General features: G+C 50.0%; 11 protein-coding genes. 5 read left to right on the top strand and 6 right to left on the bottom strand.

What is annotated here, in order from left to right; all coding sequences use genetic code 11:
• Positions 1–6 precede the first annotated feature (6 nt).
• Positions 7–2,712, top strand: coding sequence for a preprotein translocase subunit SecA (gene secA, locus G9X48_RS14120; RefSeq protein WP_105536302.1), 2,706 nt, complete (start codon positions 7–9; stop codon positions 2,710–2,712).
• Positions 2,713–2,772: 60 nt separating this feature from the next.
• Entirely contained in the window at positions 2,773–3,165 is a 393-nt protein-coding gene (gene mutT / locus G9X48_RS14125; RefSeq protein ID WP_097640986.1) for an 8-oxo-dGTP diphosphatase MutT, read from the top strand.
• Here the strand turns inward: mutT and yacG are convergent.
• The 3 genes from yacG to coaE are packed head-to-tail and all read right to left on the bottom strand — an operon-like array spanning position 3,162 to position 4,735.
• Positions 3,162–3,362 carry a DNA gyrase inhibitor YacG gene (gene yacG / locus G9X48_RS14130; protein WP_097640985.1) on the bottom strand — a complete coding sequence of 67 codons (201 nt, stop codon included), beginning with the start codon at positions 3,360–3,362 and terminating at the stop codon, positions 3,162–3,164. The genes mutT and yacG overlap by 4 nt on opposite strands.
• Positions 3,363–3,371: 9 nt before the next feature.
• Positions 3,372–4,115, bottom strand: a complete 744-nt coding sequence (zapD, locus tag G9X48_RS14135; protein ID WP_004388387.1) for a cell division protein ZapD — start codon at positions 4,113–4,115, stop codon at positions 3,372–3,374.
• A complete protein-coding gene (coaE, locus tag G9X48_RS14140) occupies positions 4,115–4,735 on the bottom strand; it encodes a dephospho-CoA kinase (protein ID WP_038879648.1) in 621 nt (206 codons plus the stop codon). Before coaE ends, zapD begins: the two co-directional genes overlap by 1 nt.
• 264 nt (positions 4,736–4,999) lie before the next feature.
• Between coaE and G9X48_RS14145 the strand changes: the two genes are divergently transcribed.
• Positions 5,000–6,043 carry a GMP reductase gene (locus G9X48_RS14145; RefSeq protein ID WP_004388385.1) on the top strand — a complete coding sequence of 348 codons (1,044 nt, stop codon included), beginning with the start codon at positions 5,000–5,002 and terminating at the stop codon, positions 6,041–6,043.
• Positions 6,044–6,082: 39 nt separating this feature from the next.
• Here G9X48_RS14145 and hofC read toward each other — a convergent pair whose 3' ends face one another.
• Genes hofC through ppdD form a run of 3 tightly spaced genes read right to left on the bottom strand, consistent with a single transcriptional unit; the run spans position 6,083 to position 9,070 of the window.
• Positions 6,083–7,282 carry a protein transport protein HofC gene (gene hofC / locus G9X48_RS14150; protein ID WP_097640984.1) on the bottom strand — a complete coding sequence of 400 codons (1,200 nt, stop codon included), beginning with the start codon at positions 7,280–7,282 and terminating at the stop codon, positions 6,083–6,085.
• Positions 7,275–8,657 carry a type II secretion system protein GspE gene (gspE, locus tag G9X48_RS14155; RefSeq protein ID WP_097640983.1) on the bottom strand — a complete coding sequence of 461 codons (1,383 nt, stop codon included), beginning with the start codon at positions 8,655–8,657 and terminating at the stop codon, positions 7,275–7,277. The genes hofC and gspE overlap by 8 nt, the downstream gene beginning before the upstream one ends.
• 14 nt (positions 8,658–8,671) lie before the next feature.
• Complete coding sequence (gene ppdD / locus G9X48_RS14160) at positions 8,672–9,070, bottom strand: prepilin peptidase-dependent pilin (protein WP_007892861.1); 399 nt, start codon at positions 9,068–9,070, stop codon at positions 8,672–8,674.
• A 41-nt stretch (positions 9,071–9,111) separates the two neighbouring features.
• Between ppdD and G9X48_RS14165 the strand changes: the two genes are divergently transcribed.
• Together G9X48_RS14165 and G9X48_RS14170 are read left to right on the top strand one after the other, a co-directional pair.
• Complete coding sequence (locus G9X48_RS14165) at positions 9,112–10,668, top strand: recombinase family protein (protein WP_001579886.1); 1,557 nt, start codon at positions 9,112–9,114, stop codon at positions 10,666–10,668.
• 143 nt (positions 10,669–10,811) lie between these two features.
• A complete protein-coding gene (locus tag G9X48_RS14170) occupies positions 10,812–12,251 on the top strand; it encodes a hypothetical protein (RefSeq protein WP_001579887.1) in 1,440 nt (479 codons plus the stop codon).
• Positions 12,252–12,508 lie beyond the last annotated feature (257 nt).

Here is a 12,508-nt window from a genome sequence, read left to right on the forward strand (position 1 = left end):
TTTATTATGTTGATCAAAATGTTAACCAAGGTATTTGGGAGTCGTAACGATCGTACTTTACGTCGTATGCGTAAGGTCGTTGCGCTTATTAACGGCATGGAACCAGCGCTGGAGAAACTCTCCGATGAAGAGTTGAAAGCGAAAACCGCAGAGTTCCGCGCGCGTCTGGAAAAAGGCGAAACGCTGGAAAACCTGCTGCCGGAAGCGTTCGCGGTGGTACGTGAAGCAAGCAAGCGCGTCTTCGGCATGCGTCACTTTGACGTTCAGCTGCTGGGCGGCATGGTGCTTAACGATCGCTGCATCGCGGAGATGCGTACCGGTGAAGGTAAAACCCTGACCGCGACGCTGCCAGCTTATCTGAACGCGTTGACCGGTAAAGGCGTTCACGTGGTCACCGTCAACGACTATCTGGCGCAGCGTGACGCCGAAAACAACCGCCCGCTATTTGAATTTTTAGGCATGAGCGTTGCGGTTAACATGTCCGGCATGCCGGCACCGGCAAAACGCGAAGCCTACGCCGCGGATATCACCTACGGCACCAACAACGAATATGGTTTCGACTATCTGCGCGATAACATGGCGTTCAGCCCGGAAGAGCGCGTGCAGCGTAAGCTTCACTACGCGCTGGTGGATGAAGTTGACTCCATTCTTATCGATGAAGCGCGTACGCCGCTGATTATCTCCGGCCCGGCCGAAGACAGCTCCGAGCTTTACAAGAAAGTGAACAAAATTATCCCGCATCTGGTACGTCAGGAGAAAGAAGACTCCGATACCTTCCAGGGCGAAGGCCACTTCTCTGTGGACGAAAAAGCGCGTCAGGTTAACCTGACCGAGCGCGGTCTGGTGTTAGTTGAAGAGCTGCTGGTGAAAGAAGGCATCATGGATGAAGGCGAATCGCTTTACTCGCCGGGCAACATCATGCTGATGCACCACGTGACTGCCGCGCTGCGCGCGCACGTGCTCTTTACCCGCGACGTTGATTACATCGTCAAAGATGGCGAAGTCATTATCGTCGATGAACACACCGGTCGTACCATGCAGGGTCGCCGCTGGTCTGATGGTCTGCATCAGGCGGTGGAAGCCAAAGAGGGCGTAGAGATCCAGAATGAAAACCAGACGCTGGCTTCTATCACCTTCCAGAACTATTTCCGTCTCTATGAAAAACTGGCGGGGATGACCGGTACGGCAGATACCGAAGCGTTTGAATTCAGCTCTATCTATAAGCTCGATACCGTCGTGGTACCGACCAACCGTCCGATGATTCGTAAAGACCTGCCGGATCTGGTCTACATGACCGAAGCCGAGAAAATCGACGCAATCATTGAAGATATCAAAGAGCGCACCGCCAAAGGCCAGCCGGTTCTGGTGGGGACTATCTCTATTGAGAAATCTGAAGTTATCTCTCAGGCGCTCACCAAAGCAGGCATCGAACACAACGTCCTGAACGCCAAATTCCACGCCCGCGAAGCGGATATCGTTGCGCAGGCGGGCTACCCGGGTGCGGTCACCATCGCCACCAACATGGCAGGCCGTGGTACCGACATCATGCTGGGCGGTAGCTGGCAGGCGGAAGTCGCCGAGCTGGAAGCGCCGAGTGAAGAACAGATTGCGCAGATCAAAGCCGACTGGCAGAAACGCCACGACGCGGTGCTGGCCTCAGGTGGCCTACATATTATCGGTACCGAGCGCCACGAATCGCGTCGTATCGATAACCAGCTGCGTGGCCGTTCTGGCCGTCAGGGCGATCCGGGTTCTTCCCGTTTCTATCTCTCCATGGAAGATGCGCTGATGCGTATTTTCGCCTCGGATCGCGTCGCCAACATGATGCGTAAACTGGGCATGAAGCCGGGCGAAGCGATTGAGCACCCGTGGGTGACTAAGGCCATCGCCAACGCGCAGCGCAAAGTGGAAAGCCGCAACTTCGATATCCGTAAGCAACTGCTGGAATATGATGACGTGGCCAATGACCAGCGTCGCGCTATCTACACCCAGCGTAACGAACTGCTGGATGTGGCGGATATCAGCGAAACCATCAACAGCATTCGCGAAGACGTCTTCAAAGCGACCATTGATGCCCATATCCCGCCGCAGTCGCTGGAAGATATGTGGGATATTCCGGGTCTGGAAGAGCGCCTGAAAAACGACTTCGATCTGGAACTGCCAATTGCGCAGTGGCTGGATAAAGAGCCAGAGCTGCACGAAGAAACGCTGCGTGAACGTATTCTGGAAAGCGCGAAAGAAGTGTATGCGCGTAAAGAGGAAGTCGTGGGCGCAGAGATGATGCGTCACTTCGAAAAAGGCGTGATGCTGCAAACCCTGGACTCCCTCTGGAAAGAGCACCTTGCGGCGATGGACTACCTGCGTCAGGGTATTCACCTGCGCGGTTATGCACAGAAAGATCCGAAGCAGGAATATAAGCGCGAATCGTTCGCCATGTTTGCGGCTATGCTGGAATCGCTGAAATATGAAGTAATCAGCACCATCAGCAAAGTGCAGGTGCGCATGCCGGAAGAAGTGGAAGCGATGGAGCAGCAGCGCCGCGAAGAGGCGGAGCGCCTGGCGCAGATGCAGCAGCTCAGCCATCAGGACGACGAAACCGCTGCCGCCGCAGCACTCGCTGAGCAGACCGGCGAGCGTAAAGTCGGCCGCAACGATCCTTGCCCGTGCGGCTCCGGTAAAAAGTATAAGCAGTGCCACGGCCGCTTAAGCTAACCGGTTGTTAACCGACATAAAAGGCGCAGATATCTGCGCCTTTTTTACAGGAAGAAATGCATGAAAAAATTACAGATTGCGGTAGGTATCGTGCGTAACGCAAAAGGCGAAATCTTTATTACGCAACGTGCCGCCGATGCGCATATGGCGAATAAATGGGAATTCCCTGGCGGTAAAATTGAAGCGGGCGAAACGCCTGAAGCGGCGCTTCGCCGCGAGCTTCAGGAAGAGACCGGCATAACCGTAACTTCCGCCATGCTGTTTGAAACGCTGGATTATGAATTCCCGGACCGCCACATCAGCCTGTGGTTTTACCTGGTAGAAAGCTGGGAAGGGGAGCCGTGGGGCAAAGAAGGGCAACCGGGGCATTGGGTGCATCAACAGGCTCTGGATGCGCAGGCGTTTCCGCCCGCCAACGAGCCTGTGATTGCTAAGCTTCGCGCGCAGTCTTAAGGCTGGTTTTCTTCTTCGCTCCAGCCGTCGGTGTCGGAGCGATAGCCGCTGCTGGGAATACGTTTCTCTTCAGCGGCCCATTCACCCAGATCGATAAGCTGGCAGCGTTTTGAACAGAAAGGACGAAACGGACTCTTTTCGCCCCAGATGACTTCTTTGCCGCAGGTCGGGCAGTTAACAATAGTAGCGTCTGACATCATAATTCCTTAACAGCAGGCCAGTTCAAAATCGAACCGTTCCGGTACGCGGCCATGCTCGCTGTCGAGCGGCATAAAGCGGATCGCAAAACGGCTCTTGTGGCCGGAAATCTGTGGGTAAAGCGCTTCCTGAAGCGGAAGTTGCAGGCGCAGCAGGTCGGCATCATCGCCGTTATCCTGATAAAACCCATTCAGGCTGGTTTGTTTGCGAAACGGCGCTGACTGGCGAATAAGATCGAGGATCATATCCAGTGTATACGTCAGCGGTTGCAGCGTGGCCAGCCAGCTATTGACCTGAACGTCACGTTCTTCCTGCGGCGAGCAGAGCCAGACGTGCAGCAGCGGTAAATCGAAGCTGCAACAGCCGCCCGGAATGCTCAGTCGCTGGCGCACCAGAGCGATAAGACGATCTTCACGCAATGTTTGCCCGAGGCGAGGGGCGGCCATCAGCATACTGCTGCGTGCTTTCAGTTCGTGGCGCAGCGACTCAATGCGCTCGTTATCCACCCCCGGCACTTCTGCCCAGCTTTGCAGTTTACGCTGCTGACGTTCCAGCTCTTTTAAGAGCTCAGTGCGGGTATCACCACGCTCAAAGACGTCCAGCAAATCGCCGACGTTGCGAAAGAAGTGCAGCGCAGAGGCATGATCGCTGACAGGCAGCAGCGCTTTCATTTGCTGGATGAGAAATTCGATACGCAGCCAGGTGCGCATTTTTTCATTCAGGGGATGTTCAAAAAGAACGTGAGTCTGCATTACTTATTTTCCTGTGGTACGGCCTGCGCCGCCAGTTGCAAATAGCGCTGATGCAGGCGCGCCACATCAGCCTCTATCGTTTCCGGCGAGCCGTTATTATCTATGACGTCATCAGCGACCGCTAACCGGGCTTCACGTGTGGCCTGTGCATTAAGGATAAGCTCAGCATGCTCGCGAGAAACCCCATCGCGCTGCATAGTGCGCTGTATCTGTGTTTCGGGGGTGACATCCACCACCAGCACACGGTTAGCTTTGCTGTGTAATTGGTTTTCAATCAGCAGCGGAACGACCCACAGCACATAGGCCGACGTGGCGCGTGCTATTTCAGTCTGCGTCTGTTGATGAATAAGCGGGTGCAGGAGGCCATTCAGCCAGGCTTTTTCCTGCGGGCTTGAGAAGATGATTTCGCGAAGTGCGCGGCGATTAAGCGTGCCGTCGGCGTGACAAATGGTCGAGCCGAAACGCGCAATAATGGCCTGTAATCCGGGCGTACCAGGCTCTACCACCTGGCGTGCGATGATGTCAGCATCAACAACGGTTACACCGAGACGGGCAAAGGCGTTAGCGACTGTGCTTTTGCCGCTTCCGATACCGCCCGTCAGTGCTACCGTATAAACCATAAAGCCATCATCCCAAAGTGTTGAAGTCTGCGTGAATAATATAAAAAATAGTCTTTTCAAAAGGTTACGCAGAACGAATTAACGTCACCAGCGGGCTCGCTTATCGACCCCGTGCGCAAGGTAAATTTATAGGATTGTAGCGTAAAAAAGCGCGCTTTCGCAGTCTTGCGGCGCCATTATTAGTGCGTATGATAACGTCACTGGAGTTGGCTGTTGTCCCGCCGCACATGTTCTGTGCTCATCGCCATTAACCAGGAATCGCACATGCGTATTGAAGAAGATTTGAAGTTAGGTTTTAAAGACGTTCTTATCCGCCCGAAACGCTCCACTCTCAAAAGCCGCTCTGACGTTGAACTTGAGCGCCAGTTCACTTTTAAACATTCCCGCGTTCAATGGTCCGGTGTTCCAATCATCGCTGCCAATATGGATACCGTCGGGACTTTCGCAATGGCGCAGGCGCTGGCTGGTTTCGATATCCTGACGGCGGTGCATAAACATTACAGCGTTCAGGACTGGGCAGGGTTTATTGACGCCGTTTCTCCGGATGTGCTGAAGCACGTCATGGTATCTACGGGCACTTCAGACGCTGATTTTGAAAAAACCAAGGAAATCCTCGCGCTTTCTGCGTCCTTAAAGTTTATCTGTATTGACGTTGCGAACGGCTATTCAGAGCATTTCGTGCAGTTCGTTGCTAAAGCACGTGCCGCCTGGCCTGATAAAGCGATTATCGCCGGTAACGTCGTCACCGGTGAAATGTGCGAAGAACTGATCCTCGCGGGTGCCGATATCGTTAAAGTCGGTATTGGTCCGGGGTCTGTCTGCACCACACGCGTAAAAACCGGTGTGGGTTATCCGCAGCTTTCTGCGGTAATCGAATGTGCGGATGCTGCACACGGCCTCGGCGGCCAGATCATCAGCGATGGTGGCTGCACTGTACCAGGCGATGTGGCCAAGGCCTTCGGCGGCGGCGCAGATTTTGTCATGCTGGGCGGAATGCTGGCCGGTCATGACGAAAGCGGCGGTACGGTCGTTGAGCAGAACGGTGAAAAATTCATGCTCTTTTACGGTATGAGCTCTGAGTCCGCCATGAATCGTCACGTTGGCGGTGTAGCGCAGTATCGTGCTGCAGAAGGCAAAACGGTTAAACTACCTCTGCGTGGGCCAGTAGAAAACACCGCGCGCGACATCCTGGGCGGCCTGCGTTCTGCCTGTACCTATGTCGGTGCCTCTCGTCTGAAAGAACTGACCAAGCGCACCACGTTTATTCGTGTGCTGGAGCAGGAAAACCGCGTATTCAACAGTCTCTGAGGGGCTGAACATTTTGCTGGCGCACTTCTTGCGCCAGCATTAATTCATTCCACTCATCGCATCCCCGAGCCGGAATATCGGCAGATACATCGCCACCACCAGCGTACCGACGATTAACCCGATAACCATCATCATGAGCGGCTCCAGCGTGGCCGCCAGCGTTTGTGCGCGCTCAGACGTTTGGCCGAGATGCCATTCGGCAAGTTTCTCCAGCATCAGATCCAGCGAGCCGGTTTCTTCGCCAGTACGAACCAGTTGAATACACAGGGCGGTAAAAACGGATTCCTGTTCCAGAGCCTTCCAGAACGGCAGGCCACCGGCGATGCTTGCTTTAACACGCCCGACAGCCTGTTGCCACAGCGGCGATGCCAGCGTCTCTTCCACACTTCCCAGGCTTTGCAGTAACGGAATACCGGCGCGCTGCATGAGTGACAGCACCGTATAGATTTGGCTGAGCTGCTGGCCGCGAATCAGCGCGCCAAAAAGCGGCATCTTCAGCAGCCATGCGGCCTCACGTAGCTGCCATTGTGGTCTGCGGCGAAGCCTGATAATGACCACAGGCGTAATCACCAGAACACTGAGCCACAAGGCGGCGTGCTGTATCAAAGCTTCAGACAATGCGATAACAGCGCGCGTCACCAGCGGCAGCGGCGTATTGAAGGAGCGGTAGATAGCCGTAAACTGCGGGAGAACAAAGCAGGTCATCCCGAGTGTCAGCAACAACGCGACGGTAAAAATAAATGCCGGATAGCGCATCGCTTTAATGACCTGCTTACGCAGTTTTTGCTGATCTTCCTGCTGTTGCGCTAGCTGCCGGCAGCATACGTCAAGCTTTCCGGTCAGTTCACCGGTGCGCATAAGCAGGATATAAAGTGGCGGAAAAACCGCCGGCCACTGGCGCAAGGTTTCTGAAAAGGCGACGCCTCGACCGAGCTGTTTCGCAAGTTCCCCAAGAAGTGCGCGCCATTGTGCGATGGGATGCTGGCTTGCCAGCGTCATCAACCCTTGCGTCAGGCTGACGCCTGCCTGGAGCAGGGCCGCCAACTGGCGGATTGCCAGAATTTTATGTTCGCTGCCCCAGTGGCGTGGGTTTATGCTGGCGCGCGTAAGCATGAAAGGTTGCACCTCGTCATCCATCAGCTGCAGCGATGCGTTGATTTTATCTGACGCCCAGACCATGCCTTCGCAGCTTGCGCCTTCTTTATTAACGCCGCGCCAACGCCATAACAAGTTATCCATGCGGCATACCCGAAACGCGATAAAGCTCTTCAGGCGTCGTCAGCCCCGCTTCAACAGCCTGTAACCCATGCTCAAACAGAGTGGTCATGCCCTGCGCCCGCGCTTGTAAAGCGATCTCTTCAGGCGGTGCGCCGCTGGCGATAGTCTGGCGCAGCGCGGCATTAATGCTGAGCAGCTCGAAAAGCGCGATACGCCCGTAATAACCGCCGTAACAGCGCTCACACCCACAGGCCTTATAGGGATGAATCGGGCGCGGCCAGAGCGAAGCCGGGAGCGTCACTGGTTCCTGTGAAAAGACGCGGCAGTAAGGACAAAGCTTCCTGACCAGCCGTTGTGCGATGACCAGCTCAAGTGCGGAGGCAAGCATCCAGCGCGGCAAACCCATCTGTTCAAGCCGCACCAGGGTTTCGGTTGTTGAGTTAGTGTGAAGCGTGGAGAGCACCAGATGCCCGGTCTGCGCCGCTTTAACCGCGATTTCAGCAGTTTCGAGATCGCGAATCTCGCCAATCATGATTACGTCAGGATCTTGCCTGAGCAACGCCCGTAGCACCGCCTGAAAAGTCAGTCCGGCCTTCGGCAGCACCGGCGTCTGGTTCAGGCCCGTTACAGGAATTTCGACGGGGTCCTCCACGCTACAGATATTCACCTGCGGTGCATTAAGTGTATTGAGCGCAGTGTACAACGTGACGGTTTTACCGCTCCCTGTCGGGCCAGTCACCAGGATTAACCCTTGAGGGCGCTGTAACGCCTGACAAAAAAGCGTCTGCTGCGCCTGCGCCAGGCCCAGTGCCTGAACTTCCAGTGGTTGTTCCGTTTGCTGTAACAGACGCAAAACTACCTTTTCGCCACAGCGGCAAAGCAGGGTAGAGATGCGAAAAGAGACTGTTCGCCCGCCAAGCTCGATGCTGAATTGTCCGTCTTGCGGGAGCCTGCGCTCCGCAATGTCAAGATTACCCAGTACTTTCAGACGCGCCGTCAGCGCATCAGCAAGCGTTGCAGGTAGCGGCGGCAATGGATGTAAAACGCCGTCGATACGAAATCTTACCTGGTAGTGCGCTTCGGCAGGCTCAAAGTGGATATCGGAAGCGCGCCGCTGTAGCGCCTGTTGCAGCGTCTGGTTAACCAGCTCCACCACAGAAGCGGTTTCCTCCTGAGCTGTCTGGCGTAACGGCTCTGCCGCCAGTTGCCGTTCTTTTTCCAGCCGTTCGGGGCTCCAGCATTCAATATCAATATGCCGGTGCGTGGAAAAACGTAGCGCATCCATCAGCTCATTACTGGGTTCGCCCGCCACGGCGATATGCACCGTGGCGTCATCGATATCCAGTACCAGAGCGTTATAGCGCTGGCATAACGTATGCAGGTAATCGATTGGCATTGCAGCGTCCTCGCTTAAGGTAACGAGCTGCGAAAGACGTCTTCGCAGGCCTGCTTCAATGCGGTATCGCTGGTATCACAGGTTCGCTTCCAGCCTTCCATACCGTTAGTGGTGTTCCACTGCGGTGTGAGCGTCACCGATAAGCCGTTAAGGCTATCCTGCCCGGTAGCGCTTATCACGCCTTGTGCGATAGTCATTTCGCTCACATAACGGGTGGTTTTAGGGGCCGGAATGCCGTTTGCGCCTGCATCACAGCTGCTAAGCCCACCGCGATCGATAGCGCACAGCTCAATAGCGGTGCGATAAGGGATAACGGTTTGCAGCATGTCCGTCAGCGCTGCTTTGCGCAGGTAATTCTGATATGCCGGTACGCCAATGGCGCTAAGTATGGCGATGATGCCTATCACCACCATGATATACTACTTTTTACTGTAGTGATTTTAGGAAAAATTAAATGAAAAAAGCGGTGTATTGCTATGCTCGCGTCAGTTCGAGAGGACAAGCTAAAGATGGTTATGGCATGTCGAGACAGCAAACAATGCTGCGAGATTACGTTGCTGCATACGATGATTCTCTACATAATCGAGGATACGAGTTAGGATCTGTTAACTGGTTGTTCGCAGAAGGTATCTCGGCGTATAGCGGTAAGAACATAGAAGATGGTTCAGTGCTGAAATCATTTATTGATGATGTATTGGAACGTAAGATTATCAATGCGGTTTTAGTCATCGAGAACCTTGATCGATTTAGTCGAGCAGAACCAATTAAAGCCGCTAATCTATTCCTCAATTTGATTACTGCCGGATGTGATATCCATGAAGTAGAAACTGAAACAATACATCATTCCAGTAGTGACCTCAGTATCATTACGGGCGGGTTACAGCGTGCTCATAACGAGAGTAAACGCAAAGCCCGATTGAGTATCAAAAATTGGGATGAAAGAATTAAAAACGCAATCGATGGTAAAGCAGTACTGACTAATCGAGTCCCATCATGGTTGGAAGTAAAAAACAATGGATATGTAATCAAAGAAGGGGAGAAGGAAAAGTACAATCTTATATTCCAGATGTATGCTGACGGTTTCGGTCCGGCAGCAATACGCGATGTATTAAAAGAAAGGAGTATGTTAATCAATGATAGTGAACCAACTATTGCTCATTTAAACAAGATAATAAAAGATGAGAGATTGATCGGGAAATTCAATTCAACTGGCAGGAAAAAATTGAGTGGTCTTGTTATCTATCCTGTAGTTGTAGATTTATCACTATTCCATATTGTTGATCAACTACGGAAACAGCGGAATCCCATTGGTAAAATCCATCGCAAGGCAAATAATTTATTTGCTGGCTTATGTATATGCATGGAATGTGGTAGATATGTTCAGGTTAACAGTATTGAATCTAATGGTGAATCATACTTTCGTTGTGGTGGCAGTCTCGTTAAGATTGATAGATGTCAGGAACGTGGGTTTAAATACAAGTTTTTTGAAAATGCATTATTGCAACATATCAGGAATTTTGATTTCTCATCATTAAATGCGAATGAATCTGAAGTTCAGATTAGAGTAAATCATCTTTCAATGGAGTTGTTAACACATATAAAGTATAAGGATGAGATATTACAAGATATCGAGAAAGAGGATATACCCGATCCTAATGATAGGAGAATTTTGAAAAACTTACAGAAAAAAATAGGAGAAATTGAATCTGAAATATCGAATCTAAAACATTTGAATGTGAATGTCAGTGCATTTGATGAGTTGAAACAATATTCAGAGGAATTACGCGATCCAACGAATGTAGATATAAGACTCGATTTTAATATCAAGATTAGACGTGTAATTAAAAACATTATTGTAAAACGCTATAGTGATGCTATATTTTTAGTTGTTAATTACATAGCCATTAACGAAAAACAAGCTATCGTAATTAATAGTAAAAATGGTGAAATACTGTACATGGGTGTCCAGAATGATGACTTAAAAACAGTTGAGCATCTAATTGGTAATTAATTCTGTTTTTTTATGTGTTTTATTATTGCTTGGGATTAAGGTTTGATAATGTGTACTCTAAATACTAATAACTAAAACGACGAAAGGCCGACTCACTGGAACGAATCGGCCTTTCTAAATTAATCAATATGGAGCGTGTACAAATGATTAATCCTACACCTATTTATAACAAGTTTAAGTACGTATCTGCTGAGTGTGGTTCAGGTAAAACCACAGCTATATGTAATATAATCAATAACAGTACTGAAAGATATATTTTAGTACAGAACACACAAGAGCTTATTAAGCAGACAGCGAAGAAACTTAATGATTGTGAGTGTATTATTACGGATACAGTTTCAAAAGATGAAAGCGTTATTAGTTCAGTTATTGAATTTCTTTCATCTGGAAGTAATAAAACATTAATCATAACAGATAAAACGTTTTTCAAAATACCTCGTGAATTGTTATCTAACTGGAATGTATATATTGACGACGTGACTAATTTTCACTCTTTTCAGAATATAAATGAAGGTAATACTGAAATAAAAAACGTCATCCGTAATGTTTTAATCCACAAAGTACAGCCATTAGATGACAGAAATATGTATATTGCGGCTGAAAGAAACCCAGAAGTACAGGGGGATGTAGTAAGGAACATTTTAAATCAACTTTCAGTATTGAATGATAATGATCTTTTTATAATGAATAATGAGTACTTTATCGATGCGGAAAAGGAACAGCTTAATATTACCGCATGGAAAGATCTCAATAAGTACAAAGACGTATCAATCACCTTTCTCGGAGCTAATTTCGAAAACTCATTGATCTATAAAGGCAATAAAGAACTATTTGAAAGTACTGAACTTGAAGGATTACAGACACGAGAAACAGAACTCAAAGACAGGCTAAAGGTTTATTACTTCTCTAAAAAATTCAAATTATCAAGGACATGGAAAACTAACAACCCTGATAAAGTACAAAAAATATACGACTTCCTCGATGCCAGACTTGACGGGCAAGACTTCTACTGGACGAAGAACAAAAGTGACTCTCAGAGCCTCAAGAATGGCACAGAGATAAGCCCGGATGCCAGAGGATTCAACCAGTACCAACACTTGCTCACGTGCGTTTGGCTGGCCTGTATGCGTCCCTCTGAAACAGAAGCTAAACAGTGTGAATTGTTCTTTAAGATTGACGGCGAGGCGATACACATCGCAAGGGAATACGAAAGTCTACACCAGTTCGTACTACGAGGGATTTCGAGGAATTTTGACAGTACTGAAACGCAGACCGTTTATGTTTTTGATGAATGGCAGGCCAGATCTCTTACTGACAATATTGAGTACATAGATCTCGGTATTGATGATGACGAGCAAGGACAGAGAGGCAGGCCGCAAGGTTCAATGAACAAGGAAAGGCGTTTCACTCTTGATGGTACTAAAGCAAAGCGTTTCCTCCGCTGGAAAGGCAGATATCCAGGGCTTGAGTTAGAAGCGTTCAGGGCGTTTCTTGCCAGTCCTACTAACGAAGATCTCAGTCCTGAGGAAAGGGACGCCATGTACGAGAAGTACGAAAAAGCAGTACAAAAAAAACAGAAATAGTCCCGCTTCTTTGTCAGAAACACCATCATAAAACCAATATATGTCCGAAAAATAATACCTTATAAGAGTATTAAGGTAATAAATTTCAGACATCACAACGAGCAAAGGCGAATTAACTACCTGAAAGCAGGAGCGGCGAAGCAAGCGAACTGTTTCGGGTAGTTAGTGAGAGTGCTCACGCAGTGAGTACTTGATAGCTATCCAATTGTTTATATAGATAAAACATTTAAACAGTACCCGCAAGCGAGTACTGTTCG

It is taken from the genome of Cronobacter sp. HA18006 (genome assembly GCF_011605445.1).
Taxonomy (GTDB): Bacteria; Pseudomonadota; Gammaproteobacteria; order Enterobacterales; family Enterobacteriaceae; genus Cronobacter; species Cronobacter sakazakii.